Source organism: Streptomyces sp. A2-16 (assembly GCF_018128905.1).
In the GTDB taxonomy this organism is placed as follows: domain Bacteria; phylum Actinomycetota; class Actinomycetes; order Streptomycetales; family Streptomycetaceae; genus Streptomyces.
The window spans coordinates 8,424,715-8,438,591 of sequence record NZ_CP063808.1 but is presented as its reverse complement, the minus strand read 5'-3'; the positions used below and the strand labels follow the sequence as shown (position 1 = coordinate 8,438,591).

18 protein-coding genes and 1 tRNA gene are annotated in these 13,877 nt (G+C 69.4%); 16 read left to right on the top strand and 3 right to left on the bottom strand.

Annotated elements, in window-relative coordinates:
• Positions 1-196: 196 nt before the first annotated feature.
• Positions 197-757 carry an HD domain-containing protein gene (locus IOD14_RS37850; protein ID WP_212672667.1) on the top strand — a complete coding sequence of 187 codons (561 nt, stop codon included), beginning with the start codon at positions 197-199 and terminating at the stop codon, positions 755-757.
• Here the strand turns inward: IOD14_RS37850 and IOD14_RS37845 are convergent.
• Both IOD14_RS37845 and IOD14_RS37840 read right to left on the bottom strand, forming a co-directional pair.
• Positions 745-1,215 (bottom strand): NUDIX domain-containing protein, encoded by a 471-nt coding sequence (locus IOD14_RS37845; protein WP_212672666.1) that lies wholly within the window; start codon positions 1,213-1,215, stop codon positions 745-747. The two genes, IOD14_RS37850 and IOD14_RS37845, sit on opposite strands and share 13 nt — an antisense overlap.
• Positions 1,216-1,318: 103 nt before the next feature.
• Positions 1,319-2,050: an XRE family transcriptional regulator gene (locus tag IOD14_RS37840; RefSeq protein WP_212672665.1), complete on the bottom strand. Its 732-nt coding sequence runs from the start codon at positions 2,048-2,050 to the stop codon at positions 1,319-1,321.
• A 160-nt stretch (positions 2,051-2,210) separates the two neighbouring features.
• On the opposite strand from IOD14_RS37840, the gene IOD14_RS37835 reads away from it, so the two are divergent.
• The 13 genes from IOD14_RS37835 (at position 2,211) to IOD14_RS37775 (ending at position 9,533) form a co-directional block, all read left to right on the top strand.
• The gene (locus tag IOD14_RS37835) at positions 2,211-2,558 is read left to right on the top strand and encodes a hypothetical protein (RefSeq protein ID WP_212672664.1); all 348 of its coding nucleotides are present in this window, start codon (positions 2,211-2,213) and stop codon (positions 2,556-2,558) included.
• Between the two features lie 5 nt (positions 2,559-2,563).
• Entirely contained in the window at positions 2,564-3,907 is a 1,344-nt protein-coding gene (locus tag IOD14_RS37830; RefSeq protein ID WP_212672663.1) for an FtsK/SpoIIIE domain-containing protein, read from the top strand.
• Between the two features lie 82 nt (positions 3,908-3,989).
• The gene (locus IOD14_RS37825) at positions 3,990-4,202 is read left to right on the top strand and encodes a hypothetical protein (RefSeq protein ID WP_212672662.1); all 213 of its coding nucleotides are present in this window, start codon (positions 3,990-3,992) and stop codon (positions 4,200-4,202) included.
• Positions 4,199-4,399 (top strand): hypothetical protein, encoded by a 201-nt coding sequence (locus tag IOD14_RS37820; RefSeq protein ID WP_212672661.1) that lies wholly within the window; start codon positions 4,199-4,201, stop codon positions 4,397-4,399. Before IOD14_RS37825 ends, IOD14_RS37820 begins: the two co-directional genes overlap by 4 nt.
• A gap of 72 nt (positions 4,400-4,471) precedes the next feature.
• On the top strand, positions 4,472-5,152 hold the full coding sequence (locus IOD14_RS37815) for a DUF2637 domain-containing protein (protein ID WP_212672660.1): 681 nt from the start codon (positions 4,472-4,474) through the stop codon (positions 5,150-5,152).
• A gap of 22 nt (positions 5,153-5,174) precedes the next feature.
• Positions 5,175-5,369, top strand: coding sequence for a mobile element transfer protein (locus IOD14_RS37810; RefSeq protein WP_249126171.1), 195 nt, complete (start codon positions 5,175-5,177; stop codon positions 5,367-5,369).
• Positions 5,370-5,390: 21 nt separating this feature from the next.
• Positions 5,391-5,546: a hypothetical protein gene (locus tag IOD14_RS37805; protein WP_212672659.1), complete on the top strand. Its 156-nt coding sequence runs from the start codon at positions 5,391-5,393 to the stop codon at positions 5,544-5,546.
• A 12-nt stretch (positions 5,547-5,558) separates the two neighbouring features.
• Entirely contained in the window at positions 5,559-5,879 is a 321-nt protein-coding gene (locus IOD14_RS37800) for a SpdD-like protein (protein ID WP_212672658.1), read from the top strand.
• A gap of 89 nt (positions 5,880-5,968) precedes the next feature.
• Positions 5,969-6,175, top strand: coding sequence for a hypothetical protein (locus IOD14_RS37795; RefSeq protein WP_212672657.1), 207 nt, complete (start codon positions 5,969-5,971; stop codon positions 6,173-6,175).
• Positions 6,172-6,585 carry an ASCH domain-containing protein gene (locus tag IOD14_RS37790; RefSeq protein WP_212672656.1) on the top strand — a complete coding sequence of 138 codons (414 nt, stop codon included), beginning with the start codon at positions 6,172-6,174 and terminating at the stop codon, positions 6,583-6,585. Before IOD14_RS37795 ends, IOD14_RS37790 begins: the two co-directional genes overlap by 4 nt.
• A complete protein-coding gene (gene repSA, locus IOD14_RS37785) occupies positions 6,578-7,945 on the top strand; it encodes a replication initiator protein RepSA (protein ID WP_212672655.1) in 1,368 nt (455 codons plus the stop codon). The genes IOD14_RS37790 and repSA overlap by 8 nt, the downstream gene beginning before the upstream one ends.
• Entirely contained in the window at positions 7,942-8,139 is a 198-nt protein-coding gene (locus IOD14_RS37780) for a helix-turn-helix domain-containing protein (RefSeq protein WP_212672654.1), read from the top strand. Before repSA ends, IOD14_RS37780 begins: the two co-directional genes overlap by 4 nt.
• Entirely contained in the window at positions 8,139-9,533 is a 1,395-nt protein-coding gene (locus tag IOD14_RS37775) for a site-specific integrase (protein ID WP_212672653.1), read from the top strand. The genes IOD14_RS37780 and IOD14_RS37775 overlap by 1 nt, the downstream gene beginning before the upstream one ends.
• Before the next feature lie 178 nt (positions 9,534-9,711).
• On the opposite strand, the gene IOD14_RS37770 is transcribed toward IOD14_RS37775, so the two are convergent.
• Positions 9,712-9,784, bottom strand: a tRNA-Arg gene (locus tag IOD14_RS37770).
• A gap of 322 nt (positions 9,785-10,106) precedes the next feature.
• Here IOD14_RS37770 and IOD14_RS37765 point away from each other — a divergent pair.
• Together IOD14_RS37765 and IOD14_RS37760 are read left to right on the top strand one after the other, a co-directional pair.
• Positions 10,107-11,714, top strand: a complete 1,608-nt coding sequence (locus tag IOD14_RS37765; RefSeq protein ID WP_123989313.1) for a dynamin family protein — start codon at positions 10,107-10,109, stop codon at positions 11,712-11,714.
• Between the two features lie 3 nt (positions 11,715-11,717).
• Positions 11,718-13,874 carry a YfjP family GTPase gene (locus IOD14_RS37760; protein WP_212672652.1) on the top strand — a complete coding sequence of 719 codons (2,157 nt, stop codon included), beginning with the start codon at positions 11,718-11,720 and terminating at the stop codon, positions 13,872-13,874.
• Positions 13,875-13,877: the final 3 nt, after the last annotated feature.

The window sequence follows — 13,877 nt, the reverse complement described above, 5'->3', positions numbered from 1 at the left end:
ATGCGAGCCGCAAGCGGCCGTTGATGCGCCAGGGCGGAGTGTGCGGAGGTCGGGTTGGCGATGATTGACAAGCGCCGCCGGCTGACGAGCGAGCGAAGCGAGCCTTGATGAAGTAGGGAAAGTTCTACCGCGCATGATCCGGAGCGGCTGGTGCCGGGCTGTCCGGATGTCTGCCGAGTCGGCTACCGTGCGATCTATGCCCTCAGGACTGGACACGCCCCAAGGTGCGGCCGAGCTGGCCGAATCGCTCTTGCCCCCGCTCGGGAACCGTTGGCTGCACACTCAGGCGGTGGCGGCGCGCGCTGGCGAGGTTTCGGGGGCAGTGTCCGAAGAGGAACGTGATTTGCTCGTCGCTGCTGCTTGGCTGCATGACATTGGCTACGCCCCGCAGCTGAGAGATACGGGCTTTCACCCCCTCGATGGTGCGCGGTACCTGGAGACGCTTGGAGCGCCGTCCCGGCTCGTTCGCCTGGTCGCCCACCACTCCGGCGCTGTATATGAGGCCGAACAACGCGACCTGACAGCCGAGTTGGCGGCATACGAGCGCGAAGACTCCGCCGTCCTTGACGCGTTGATCTATGCGGACATGACGACCGGGCCGGCTGGTCAGACCTTCGACTTCGACCGACGGATCGACGAAATCTTGGAACGGTACGAGCTCGGTAGCGAGGTGCACAACGCGATCAGTAAGGCGCGTCCGTACCTCGAAGGTGCTGTTGCACGCACACGCGCTCGCCTTAGCGATCAACCGATGTAGGGCTCAGCCTGCTTGGTCAACCCTCGATCGATCCGCATCCGCATCGACGGATGGATGTTGAGGTCGTCGAGTCGACTCGGGTGCACGAATGCCACTTCCTTGCTCTCGCTGCTGGTGCGTCGCTCGCCGCCGATGATGCGCGCGTGGAAGCAGATGGAGAACTGCTGGCGTACCTCGCCGTCGTCGTAGGCCATGACATGGGCTGGGTTGGTGTAGATGCCGATCAGGCCTGTCACCTCGACGTCGAAGCCGGTCTCTTCTTTGGTCTCCCGAACAGCGGCATCGGGTGCTGACTCGCCGACGTCCACCCCACCACCGGGCAGTGCCCATAGGTTGTTGTCCGTCTTGTGGATCAGCAGGACCTCCCCAGCCTCGTTCAGCGCGACGGCGGTAACGGACGGCACGATGCTGTTTGCTTTCGGAGCGTTCGGATCGTTGAAGTAGTCGACTCGGGCCATGTCTCCAGCGTCGCACGTTCAGTTGCCGGGTCGAGCCTGCCGGGGCTTGGACGCTGGTTCCGTTGGCGCCCGCAGCTCCGGCCTCGAAGGTGTCGGCGCTCACCTACGCGGGGCGGCCGCGCTCCCATGCGTAGTCGAAGCTGCGCATGTAATGCCGGAACGTCCGGGCTCCCGGGATGTAGCGGAAGTGCAGGACTGGGTTCTGCCCTGCGGGTGCGCCGAGGACGTGTGGGTTCACCAAGATGTCGTCGTCGAACCGGTAGATCGAGTTGTAGAGGATCGTGTCGTGCATCTTGATCTCGATTCCAGGCGTTTTAGCTGCTGGTTCGAGGTAACGGCGGGTGATCCGGGCACGTGCTGCCAGATCGTCGCCAATGCCCTCCTCTTCGCCGCGCTGGCGCACCATCTCGGAGTCAGGGTCGCCGAGCATGACGCGCACCTGGGCGCCCGCCTTCGCCTTGTCGGCCAACTCGTACGGGAGATCAGGGAACCCGTCGAACAGGAACGTCCCTCCGTAAACGAGGATGTCGACCTGGTCCTTCGCTTTCTCGATGAGCGATGCCCATAGAGCCGTCGGGACTGCTCCGCGGTGGGGGTAGTACGTGATGAGCTCGGAAGTACTTGCTGTCTCAGACTGCTTCTGGACTGTGGGCCAGAGGTAGACCTCATCAACTCCGAGGTAGCTTGCGGCCTTCCAACGATGGCCGCGGTGCGGGGTGCGATCCGTCGTGATCCAACGTTCCACGCTCTTCGGGTCGATTCCGACGTGCTGAGCGACTGACTGGATCGTCTCACCCTTGGCTGAAATCGCTGCGCGTAGACGCTCGTTCGCCATGACGGACCCTCCCGTGGGACGTCTCGGGGACGTTTTGACGATAGCTCAGACGTCCCCAAACGTCCATACGGACCGTGATGCGTCCGCCACCTTTCGCGGTTTTCTGATTTCACCGACGAACCGTCGGGCTCAACTCCCCGCAAGATCAGGAGAACAGACAATGCGTCAGATCCCCGTCGACACGTCCGCGATGACGGTCATGCTGATCCAGGTTCCGGAGAAGAAGGTTAAGAACCGCGAGACCGGTGAGATCGCCGTCGACAAGACGTCGGGCAAGGTGCTCTACAACGTCAACGTCGCCGTGATCGTGGACGGTCGTCCCGACGCCGTGACGATCGTGGTCGCCGAGGACGGCATCCAGACCGACCTCATGCCGGGCATGCCGGTTGAGCTGCCGGGGCTGGTGGCCCGCCCGTGGGAGAACGACTTCGGGCACGGCATCTCCTACCGCGCGATCGCGGTCGCCGCGAAGCAGCTCACACCGGCCGGCTCCAACGGTAAGGGCTGATCGCCGTGGCCAAGCTGCCGCTGATCGCGTTAGCGGTCCTGGTCGCGCTGGCGCTGCTGCTGAAGTGGCGCCGCCCGGTCTGGTACTGGCTGAGCTTCGGCATCGTCCTCGCCGTGGTGCGGGTGCGCTGGCGGTACGCGTCGGTCATGGAAGCCTGCCATCTGACGGTGCCCGCTTCGCGGATGCGTCGGGCGCTGGCCCGGTGGATGAAGAAGCCGGTTCCGCAACAGCGGGTGCCGCGGCTGCTGTGGATCCGCCCGACCCGGACCGGTCTGCGGCTTCGGATCAAGATGTGGCCCGGACAGGATGCGTTCGAGTTCGCCGCCGCCTCCGATCGGCTGCGCCACTCCTTCGGCGTCCATCAGGTCACCTCCCGCGAGATCAAGCCGGGTGTCATCGAGATCGCGCTCACCGGCTACGACGTCCTCAAACGGGTGCAGATGCCGGCCACGACGGAGCGTGATCTGTTGAAGATCCCGCTTGCGCTGGTCGAGGACGGCAGCGTGCACTACCGCGACTACCGACAGGTGCCCCACTCGATCACGGTCGGTGCGATCGGCACTGGCAAGTCCGTCACCCAACGCACCCTGATCAAGGAACTCGCCCCGCAACCGGTCGCCCTGGTCGGCATCGACTGTAAGAAGGGCGTCGAACTCGGCCCGCTCGCACGTCGGTTCTCCGCTCTGGTCGACAACCCCGACGATGCCGCCGATCTCCTCGAAGCCCTGATCGCCCGGATGGAAGTCACTTACGACGTCATCCGCCGCGCGCAGCGCATCAGCGCGGACACTCCGGATGCGGACATCGCCGCGAACATCTGGGACCTGCCCGAGAAGCTGCGTCCGGTGCCGATCGTGGTCACCATCGATGAGATCGCCGAACTTGCGCTGAGCACGAAGAAGAACGACCCGCGCCGCGACCGCATCGTCAAGGCTCTCGTCCGCCTTGCCCAACTCGGCCGTGCGGCCGGCATCTTCCTCGACATCTACGGGCAGCGCTTCGGCTCCGAACTCGGCGACGGCATCACCATGCTGCGTGCCCAGCTCACCGGGCGGATGGTGCACCGCGTCAACGATGAATCCACCGCCAAGATGGCGTTCGGCGACATCTCCCCGCACGCCGTGTTCGCCGCGATTCAGATCCCCAACGAACGGCGCGGGATGGCCGTGGTCGGCTACTCCACCGGTGAATGGGTGCGCATCCGTACCCCGCACACGACCATGCGGCAAGCCGTGGCGGCCTGCAACAAGTACGCGCATCTGGTCCCGGATCTCCCGGAGTTGGCCCGCTTCCGCCCGCTGCTCGACCTCGCGCCTGTCGAGGCGCCCGCGGTAACCGAAGCCGCCTGAACTCTCCCCGCTCCACGGCCGGCGCGACCGCCCTCGCGCCAGATCCCTACCCGAGCCATGCCTGAAGGAGGGAGAGCCTGTCATGTGCCCCCGCTGCGATGACTTCGCCCGCACCGTGCGGATGCTCGGCTCCCTGGCCCTGTACGCCGACGCCGACGGCTCCGACCTGCTGTTCGTGGAACTCGTCGGCCCCTCGCTCGCCGCGTCCCTGCCGGAACCCCCACCCGGCTTCCTGCCGCCCGGCTACGACCCCAACGAGGGCCCCGACTACCCCGGCGAGGGGTGGACCCCGTGACCGCCGCGAAAAGGACGACCGCCCGCCGTAAGGCCACCGCCCCGAAGCCGGAGCCGGCCAAGTGCCCGGACTGCGACGGCAAAGGCGAGATCACCGAAACCGTCCAGGTCGGCGGCCGTAAGAAGCGCCTCACCGACGACCAGCAAGCCGCCCTCTGCGTGACGTGCTGGGGCTCCGGCCAAGCCCCCACCGACTGAACCCGCCAGGACGGGGCGGCCGGACTCGATCCCCGCCCCGCCCTCGCCCAACCCCTTGAAGGAGGTGAAGACATGACCCGCTCGATCCGCCCGGACGCCGTGCTCGTACAGGCCGTGATCGCCGGCGCCCTGTCCTTCGCCCACCTGCACGACCTCGCCGCCGCTGCCGGACAGACCGGCTGGAAAGCCTGGGCCTACCCGATCAGCGTCGACCTGCTCTTGGTGGCCGCATGGCGCCGGCTTCGCGCCGATGGGCCGTCCCGGCTGGCCTGGTGCTGGTTCCTGATCGCTCTGATCGCCTCGCTGGGCGCCAACGTCGCCACGGCCGGCTTCCTCGACCTCGCCCACCCGCCCGCCTGGCTGCGCTTCGGCGTCGCCGGCTGGCCCGCCCTCGCCTTCCTCGGCGGCACGCTCCTCGCCCACGCCCCCGACCACCCCGCAGACACAACCGAAACGACCCCGGTCGCTGCTCCGGCAGGTCTCGATGTGGAACGCGAAGCCGTCCCCGCCTCGACCCCGGAGCCGCGGACAGCGGTGCCCGCGACCGAGGAACCTCCAGCCCTGCCCGTCGCCAAGTCAGCGCCAGCTCCTGTCTCCTCTGTGCCGGTTCCGGCCGCTCTAGTCGAACACGCCCGCAAGATCGCCGCCGACCACACGGCCCGCACCGGCACCCCGATCGACACCGACACCCTTCGCACCCGCCTCGGCGTACCCGCCCCCATGGCGGAGGCCATCGCCGCCCAACTCGCCTGAACCCGAAAGGAGTTGACCCCTAATGGGTCTCTATCAGATCTGGAATGAGATGCACCGCATCGGTACCACCGCGATCGGCGGCGGACCCGACCGCCGTACCGGCGAGATGAAGTACGTCGCCGCCTGCGAGGCCGAGGACTGCGGATGGTCGTCCGCCTACGACTCCTACGAGGCTGCCATGGTCGCCGCCCGCGGCCACCGCTGCCCCGTCCGCTGACCTGCTGAAGGGAGACCGCTCATGTCCGTGCCGCTGTGGTTCTTCATCGCCTGCCTGGGCCTGGTCGGCGTCAAGCTCGTCCGCCCGCCCTGGTGGCTCGTCCTGGTCCTGCTGATCGGCGGCTATCTCCTCGCTGACAGCTTCCTCGCTCCCGCCATCGACACCGCAACCAAGTAAGGAGAACCCGCCATGATCCGACCGAAGGTCCCGGTCAACCCGACCCCGTCCGGGCTGAGCACCCCGCCCGCCGTTATCCAGCCGACCAGCATCACCCCCGGCGCCCCGACTCCGCCGCCCGCGCCGATGGCGCCGGCTCCGACGCCCTCGCGGCCCACCGTCCAGCTCACCCCCGGCGCCGTCGTCGCTGTCGCCGGAATGGGGACCGCGGTCGTGCTCGTGGTCGGTGCCGTGCTGGTCTCCATGCTGCTCGCCGTTGCTGTCACGGGTGCTTCGGTCGCCGTGTGCGCCCTGGTCGTCCGCTCGATCCTCAGCACGGACACCCGACGTTGACCGGCCCCCGGAGCGGCCTCTGTCGCCAAACTTCGTCCGCTCCGGGCGCCGTCCCACTCCGAACCAATGATCCGGAAGGAACCTCCATCATGACCGGCCACATCCCGGCCTCGCACACCCCGGCGCGAATCTGCCCGAACTGCGACGGCTTCGCCACCGTCGCTATTCCCTCTGGCGCCCGTCACCGCGACGGCACCCGCGTCCTGCTCCACGTCGACTGCGGCATCTGCCATGGCACCGGCACCCTGCCCCTGCGCCCCCGCCTCACCGCCGCGGGTGTGGAGGTGGCCGCATGACCACACTCGAGCGGCCCGAAGTGCGGGCACTGACTCTGTGGCAGCCCTGGGCCTCCGCCATCGCGTACGGCACCAAGCGGATCGAAAACCGCCGCTGGTCCACCGACTACCGCGGCTGGATCCTCATCCACGCCGGCGTCACCATCGACCCCGCCGCCAAGTACGCGGTCATGGCCCGCCCCTTCCTCAACCGCCCCCAACCGATCGGCGCCGTCCTGGGCTGGGCCCGCCTCAACGACTGCCACGCGGACGACGGCATGTGCACCCTGTGGTCCGTCCGCGGACAGTGGCACTGGCACCTGTCCGACGTTCACCGCCTGCCGCGACCGGTGCCCTGCCCCGGCGCCCGCGGCCTGTGGACCCCTGCCCCCACCCTCCTCGACTCGGTGCGGGAGGCGGCCCGTGCCTGACCTCCTCATGGACCCGGTCACCCTCAACGACCTGTTGCGGGTGGCCTCCGCCCCCGACTTCGAGCGCTGGCAGCAGCAGATCCACCGCACCGGAGGCTGTGCCGACCCCATTCACTTGCAAGGTTGGACCACCCACACCGACAAGAGCACCGGTGAGGTCCTGCACCACTACAACACCCAAAACGAACCCGGGAGCCGGCTGCGGATCGCGTGCGGCAACCGCCGCGCTTCTCGCTGCCCCTCCTGCGCGTACACCTACGCCGGCGACACCTATCACCTCATCCGCGCCGGCCTCGCCGGAGCACCCGACCGGAACATCCCCAGTGCCGTCCGGGATCACCCGCGGGTCTTCGCCACCCTCACCGCACCCAGTTTCGGGCCCGTCCACAACCAACCCGACCACGCACGATGCCGCTGCGGCCAACGCCACCACGACGACGACCCCGCGATCGGCACCCCGCTCGACCCCCACACCTACGACTACGCCGCCGCCGTGCTGTTCAACAACCACGCAGGCGAGTTGTGGCAGCGCTTCACCAACCGGCTCCGCCGCGAGATCGCCGCCCGCGCCGGCCTCTCACAGCGCGAACTCAAAGAGGCCTGCCGGCTCTCCTACGGCAAGGTCGCCGAATTCCAAAAGCGCGGCGCCATCCACTTCCATGCCGTGATCCGCCTCGACGGACCTGATGGACCCGACTCCCCGCCGCCCTCCTGGGCCAGCACCGAACTGCTCACTGACGCCATCCGCGCCGCCGCCACACACCCCTATACCAGCGTCAGCGTCCCGGCTCGCGGCGACCAACCCGCCCGCACTTTCCAGTGGGGCACGAAGCTCGACGTACAACCCGTGAAGGCGTTCGGCGACGATGACGACATCACCGAGCAGAAGGTCGCCGCTTACATCGCCAAGTACGCCACCAAGGCTGCTGAGGAAACCGGAACGCTCGACCGGCGCATCGGCGAACTCGCCGAACTCGACCGCCACGGCGTCTCCGACCATGCCCGGCGTCTGATCACCGCATGCCGCGACCTCGATCCGCTCTACCCCGACCGTCGCCTGTGGGCCTGGGCCCACATGCTCGGCTTCCGCGGCCACTTCAGCTCCAAATCCCGCCGCTACTCCACCACTCTCGGCGCACTACGCCAGACCCGAGCCGACTACCGCGCCGCCCAAGAACGCGCCGCCCTCGGCCTCCACGTCCGCGAGCCTGACACCGTCCTGGTGCTCGCTGACTGGCAGTACGCCGGCCACGGCCACACCCCCGGCGAATCTGCCCTCGCCGCCAGCATCGCCCACGACCTCGCACTCAACCGCGAAACAGCCCGCGAAGTTCTGCGCAGCGAAGGGAGCGCAGCATGACCACGGCCCTCCGAACACGCAACATGCTCACCCTCGCTGAGGTGTGTGAAGAGCTGAAGATCTCGCGCTCGACCTTCTACGACTGGCGGGCCAAGAGGCGTGCGCCGCGCTGCATCAAGCTCCCGAACGGGGATCTGCGGATACGGCGGAGCGACCTCGACAACTGGCTCGATGACCGTGAGGACGCCGCCTGATGGAGACGACATACGACGTCAAGATCTACAAGATCCTCACGTACAAGGGTGCCCGCAAGACGACGTACACGGTGCGCTGGGTGGTCGCCGGCAAGCGCTGGCGCGAGCCCTTCGACACCGTCGCGCTCGCCGAGGGCTTCCGCTCCGAACTGATCCAGGCCACGGGCAAGGGTGAAGCCTTCGTCATCGCGACCGGGCTGCCCGTGTCCCATCGCTCCAAGTCGGCGGCGATGAGCTGGTACACGTTCGCCGTTCAGTACGTCGATGCCCGCTGGTCCCAACTTGGAGGCAACAGCCGCAAGAACACCGCCAAGACCCTCACAGCGGCCACCATCGCCCTACTCCGCACCCAGCCCGCCCAATTCGACGCCATGGCCGTGCGCACGGCGCTGCGCGAGTGGGCGTTCAACTCGGGTCGCCGGCCGGATGCTCCGCGGGACGTCGTGACCATCCTGCGGTGGGTTGAGCGGAACTCCCTTCCGGTCTCTGTCTGGGAAGACCCGGAGAAGGTCGACGACGTCCTACGGGCCATCGACACCCGGCTCGACGGCAAACAGGCGGCAGCTTGGTCCCGCAAACGCCATCGCCGCATCCTCAACGTCGTCATGAAGTACGCCATCAGGCGGCGGATCCTGCGGGGCAACCCCCTCCCCAAGGGCAAGGAAGGGATGACTGCCACCAAGACGAGCAACGCCGTGGACAAGCGCAGTTTGATGAACTCCGACCAGGCGGCCTCGCTCCTCGACTGGATTCGCCGGCGTCCCCGGGGAGGCAAGCGACTGCACGCCTTCTTCGCCACGTTGTACTACTGCGGACCGCGCCCCGAAGAGGCTGTCGCCATGCATGTGCGGGACGTGCACCTGCCCGACATCGACGCTGACGACCAGTGGTGCGAACTGATGATCCACGCCGCGACTCCCGAGGTCGGCAAGCAATGGACCGATACGGGTGAGATCCACGAACGGCGCGACCTCAAGGGCCGGGCTGAAGGCGACACACGGTCCGTGCCGGGCCATCCCGCCCTGACTCGCATCCTGCGGCAGCACATCGAAGACGAAGGGCTCAAGCCGGGTGAACTGCTGTTCCAGGGCGAGAACGGCGGCATCCTCGCGGGCTCCGTGATCCGCCGTGCCTGGCGTAGTGCTCGTCAGGCGGCCTTGGCTCCGCACGTCTTCGACTCGCCGACCGGGAAGCGCGTGTACGACATCCGGCACACCCGCCTCACCAAATGGCTGAACAACGGGATCCCGCCCGCGCAGGTTGCCGAGTGGGCCGGCAACAGCGTCCCCGTGCTGCTTGCCACCTACGCCCGGTGCGTCGACGGGCAGCTGCCGGACTTGAAGAAGCGTCTCGAAGCTGCCGGAGACCTCCCCGAGCTGCCCGACGCTGGTTGATCTTCGGCCAAAGAACTTCGACACGTATTCGACACAGCCACCCGCAAAAATCCGGTGACAGCCGGACAGCCCCGGAGTCCTCCCTTGATCGTCAGGGGAGTGCCCGGGGCTTCGTCGTACCGAGCGATACCCGCTCTGAGCAGCAAAAACGCCCTCCCGATGGGAGGGCGGAGACTTGCGCCCCCGGCAGGACTCGAACCTGCGGCCAAGCGCTTAGAAGGCGCCTGCTCTATCCACTGAGCTACGGGGGCCGGGTGTGGTGGCCTCTGTCTTGGGTGCCCGGGTGTGGGCCGTTCCGTGACGTTGCCGGGGACAAGGATAGGGCTCCCACGACCTTGTCCCTGTTGCTTCGCCTCCGTGGCTCGATGTGGAGGTTCAGTGAAGCGGTCCTGATAATCGCAGGCAGGTACGAATCGTGCATCGCTTTTGGCGCCTCGCGCACCGGGTGTTGTGCACTCGTTATGCCTGGACTATGCCTGCGTCCCAGTCATCCCTTCCGCCCCTTGTGTCCGGTCGGCGCGCAGACATGCTCATATGCTTCAGAATTCCCCTAAAATTGGGCATTCTTCACATGTGGTGACCTTGGACGTACGGCCTCAGCTGCTCGACGCACTCTCCGCCCTGCGCGACCGTGTCGCCGCCGCACGCTTCCCGCTGCCCCTGGCGGGGGCTCCACGCGCGCGTGCCAACCGCGACGAACTGCTCGCCCAGCTCGACGACTATCTGGTGCCCCGGTTGAGAGACCCCGAAGCGCCGCTGCTGGCCGTGGTGGGCGGTTCCACCGGGGCCGGCAAGTCGACCCTCGTCAACTCCCTTGTGGGACGGCGGGTGAGCGAGGCGGGCGTGTTGCGGCCGACCACGCGGACACCGGTACTGGTCTGCCATCCGGAGGACCATCACTGGTTCAGCGGCATGCGCGTGCTGCCCGACCTCACGCGCGTGTGGGTGCCCCACCAGGAGCCGGGGGACGAACTCCTGCTGCCCGGTGAGAACCCCGCGCGCGTGCTGCGCATCGAGACCGCCGACACCCTCCCGCCGGGCCTCGCGCTCCTGGACGCGCCCGACATCGACTCCCTGGTCGCCGACAACCGCGTCCTCGCCGCCGAACTGATCTGCGCGGCCGACGTCTGGATCATGGTCACCACGGCCGCCCGCTACGCCGACGCCGTTCCCTGGCATCTCCTGCGCACCGCAAAGGAGTACAAGGCCACACTTGTGACCGTTCTCGACCGGGTGCCGCACCAGGTCGTGTCCGAGGTCTCCCGGCAGTACGGCGCCCTGCTCACCAAGGCGGGCCTCGGTGAAGTGCCCCGGTTCACGGTGCCGGAACTGCCCGAGTCGGCCTGGGGCGGCGGGCTGCTGCCGGCCACCGCCGTGGCATCGCTGCGGACCTGGCTCGTCCACCAGGTGCAGGACCCCGCGGCGCGGCAGCACACCGTCGCCCGAACGGCCCACGGTGTCCTCGACTCCCTCAAGTCCCGGATGCCCGAGCTGGCCGGTGCGGCCGCCGCCCAGTACGCGGCCGCGCTGCGACTCACCACCGCCGTCGAGGGGGCGTACGACAGCGAGTACGCGCGCGTGCGGGGCCGGCTCCAGGCCGGTGCTGTGCTCGCCGGTGACGCCCTCAAGCGCTGGCGGGCCTTCCCCCTCGACTGCACCGCCGCAGAGCTCCTGGACGCCCTCGTGGAGAGTCTGGGCGCGCTCCTGCTGTGCGCGGTCACCGCCGCCGACGAGCGTGTCGACGAGGCCTGGCGGCGCGAACCGGCCGCGGCCGCGCCCGAACTGACGGACCGGGATCCGACCCCGGAGAGCGCCGAGCACCGGATCGGGATGGCCGTACGGCGCTGGCGGCGGGAGCTGGAGGAGTACGCCGAGGAGGAGATCCGCGACCTCGATCGCGGGGTCGCGCCCGATCCGGAGACGGTCGCCGCCCTCGTCGCCACCGCGCTGCTCGGTGGCCGCCGGGCACGGGTCGCGGGCGAGGGGCTCGCCGAGCGGATCGGCGCCCACGGGGCCCTGCGGCTGCGCGACCGGGGCGGACGGTTGCTCACCGAGCACCTCGACCGGGTGGTGCACGCCGAACGCGAGCGCAGGCTCGCCCCGCTCGACGCACTCGACGTACACCCCGAACCCCAGGCCGAACTCATCGCCGCGCTGTCCGTACTGCAGAAGGAGAGGTGACCGATGACCGCCGTCACGGATCAGGACCACACGGAGCGGGCGGGGGACGCCGTATCGGGGGACGCCGTACCGGGCGAGGTCGCGTCCGGGGGCGCCGTATCGGAGGACCAGCAGGGGCGGGTCGAGGAACCCGAGTCGGAGGGTGAGGCGGACTCGGGCGGGGAGGCGGAGCACGCGCGCGTGGAGGGTGTCGAAGGCATGGGGGACGTGAGAGGCGCGAAGGACGTGGAGGGCGCGGAGGGCGGTGACGGACGTTCCGACAGGGGTTCCGGGTCCGGGCGGGCGGACGCCGGGCACGCGCGTGAGGAGGCCGCTCGTGTCCGGGACGAGGCCGGTCGCGCGCGTGGGGAAGCCGGTCGCGTGCGGGAGGAAGCCGGTCGCGTGCGTGGGGAAGGCGGTCGCTTGCGGGAGGAAGCCGGTCGCGTGCGTGGGGACGTCGTGGAGGCCCCCGGTGGGCCGGCCGACGGCGACTCCGCGGATTCCTGGGACGACGGGCTGATCGCGCGGCGGGTGACCGCCGAGACCGAGCAGGCCGCCGTCGTGGAGGCCCGCGGCCACAACGCCCCGCCCGCCGCCCCGCTCGCGTACGACGGCTCCCTGCGCTCCCGCCTGGACGCGCTGCGGGAGCTGATCGGGCTCTCGCGGACCCGGCTCGACAGCCGGACGCTCGCCGAGGCCGGCCAGGTACTGGACGAGGCGGCAGCCCGGCGCAGGCTCTCCGGGCAGCACACCGTCGTCGCCATCGCCGGCGCGACGGGCAGCGGCAAGTCGCAGCTGTTCAACTCGCTCGCCGGGGTGGCCATCTCGGAGACCGGCGTCCGCCGGCCCACCACGGCCGCGCCGATCGCGTGCAGTTGGAGCGACGGCTCGGCCAGTCTCATCGAACGGCTCGGCATCCCGCCCCGGTTGCGACGGCGGCCGCTGCAGAGTGCCGAGTCGGAGGCCCAGCTGCGCGGGCTCGTCCTGATCGACCTGCCCGACCACGACTCGGCCGCCGTCCAGCACCGCGAGCACGTGGACCGGATCCTGGCCCTCGTCGACGCCGTCATCTGGGTCGTCGACCCCGAGAAGTACGCCGACGCGATCCTGCACGAGCGCTATCTGCGGCCCATGGCGGGCCACGCGGAGGTCATGTTCATCGTCCTCAACCAGATCGACCGGCTGCCCGGCGAGGCTGCCGAGCAGGTCCTCGACGATCTGCGGCGGCTGCTGGACGAGGACGGGATCGCCCTCGGGGAGTACGGCGAACCGGGTGCCACCGTGCTCGCGCTGTCGGCGCTCACCGGGGACGGCCTCGGGGAACTGCGGGAGGCGCTCGGTCAGTTCGTGGCGGAGCGCGGAGCGCCCGCGCGGCGGATCGCGGCCGACGTGGACGCGGCGGCATGGCGGCTGCGGCCCGTCTACGCGACCGGCCGGCGTACCGGTCTGAGCGAGGAGGCGCGCGACGACTTCGCCGCGCGGCTCGCGGACGCGGTCGGTGCCACCGCGGCGGGCGAGGCGGCCGAACGCGCCTGGCTGCGCAACGCCAACCGCGCGTGCGGGACGCCCTGGCTGCGGCTGTGGCGCTGGTACCAGGACCGGCGCGAACCTCCCACGGGACGGCTGCCGTTGCGCGCCCAGCCCGACGAGGAGGCGACCGCGCGCCAGCGTGTCGAGCAGGCCGTACGGACGCTCGCCGACCGGGCCTCGGCGGGGCTGCCCGCGCCGTGGGCGCAGGCGGTGCGCGAGGCGGCCGTACGCGGCTCCCAGGGGCTGCCCGAGGCGCTCGACGAGCTGACCGCCCGGGCCGGGCTGCCACCGGGCCGTCCGCCGCGTCCGGGCTGGTGGCCCGCGGCCGTGCTGGCGCAGGCGTCCATGACGCTGCTCCAGGTCGTCGGCGGGCTCTGGCTGGTGGGCCAGATCGTCGGCGTCATGGCACCGAACCTGGGTGTTCCGGTGCTGCTGATGGTGGCAGGCATCATCGGCGGCCCGCTCGTCGAGTGGAGCTGCCGGATGGCGGCGCGGGGGCCCGCACGGCGGTACGGCGTGGAGGCGGAACGGCGGTTGCGGGAGGCGGCGTCCGGGTGCGGGCGGGCCCGGGTGCTGGATCCGGTGGCGGCGGAGCTGCTGCGCTACCGGGAGGTCCGGGAGCAGTACGGGCGGGTCGTCGGAGTGGGGTGAGGG

Excerpts from the sequence above, each read along its gene's own strand:
- IOD14_RS37850 (WP_212672667.1), top strand. The coding sequence starts at position 197 with ATGCCCTCAGGACTGGACACGCCCCAAGGTGCGGCCGAGCTGGCCGAA.
- IOD14_RS37845 (WP_212672666.1), bottom strand. The coding sequence starts at position 1,215 with ATGGCCCGAGTCGACTACTTCAACGATCCGAACGCTCCGAAAGCAAAC.
- IOD14_RS37840 (WP_212672665.1), bottom strand. The coding sequence starts at position 2,050 with ATGGCGAACGAGCGTCTACGCGCAGCGATTTCAGCCAAGGGTGAGACG.
- IOD14_RS37835 (WP_212672664.1), top strand. The coding sequence starts at position 2,211 with ATGCGTCAGATCCCCGTCGACACGTCCGCGATGACGGTCATGCTGATC.
- IOD14_RS37825 (WP_212672662.1), top strand. The coding sequence starts at position 3,990 with ATGTGCCCCCGCTGCGATGACTTCGCCCGCACCGTGCGGATGCTCGGC.
- IOD14_RS37815 (WP_212672660.1), top strand. The coding sequence starts at position 4,472 with ATGACCCGCTCGATCCGCCCGGACGCCGTGCTCGTACAGGCCGTGATC.
- IOD14_RS37810 (WP_249126171.1), top strand. The coding sequence starts at position 5,175 with ATGGGTCTCTATCAGATCTGGAATGAGATGCACCGCATCGGTACCACC.
- IOD14_RS37805 (WP_212672659.1), top strand. The coding sequence starts at position 5,391 with ATGTCCGTGCCGCTGTGGTTCTTCATCGCCTGCCTGGGCCTGGTCGGC.
- IOD14_RS37800 (WP_212672658.1), top strand. The coding sequence starts at position 5,559 with ATGATCCGACCGAAGGTCCCGGTCAACCCGACCCCGTCCGGGCTGAGC.
- IOD14_RS37795 (WP_212672657.1), top strand. The coding sequence starts at position 5,969 with ATGACCGGCCACATCCCGGCCTCGCACACCCCGGCGCGAATCTGCCCG.
- IOD14_RS37790 (WP_212672656.1), top strand. The coding sequence starts at position 6,172 with ATGACCACACTCGAGCGGCCCGAAGTGCGGGCACTGACTCTGTGGCAG.
- IOD14_RS37780 (WP_212672654.1), top strand. The coding sequence starts at position 7,942 with ATGACCACGGCCCTCCGAACACGCAACATGCTCACCCTCGCTGAGGTG.
- IOD14_RS37775 (WP_212672653.1), top strand. The coding sequence starts at position 8,139 with ATGGAGACGACATACGACGTCAAGATCTACAAGATCCTCACGTACAAG.
- IOD14_RS37760 (WP_212672652.1), top strand. The coding sequence starts at position 11,718 with ATGACCGCCGTCACGGATCAGGACCACACGGAGCGGGCGGGGGACGCC.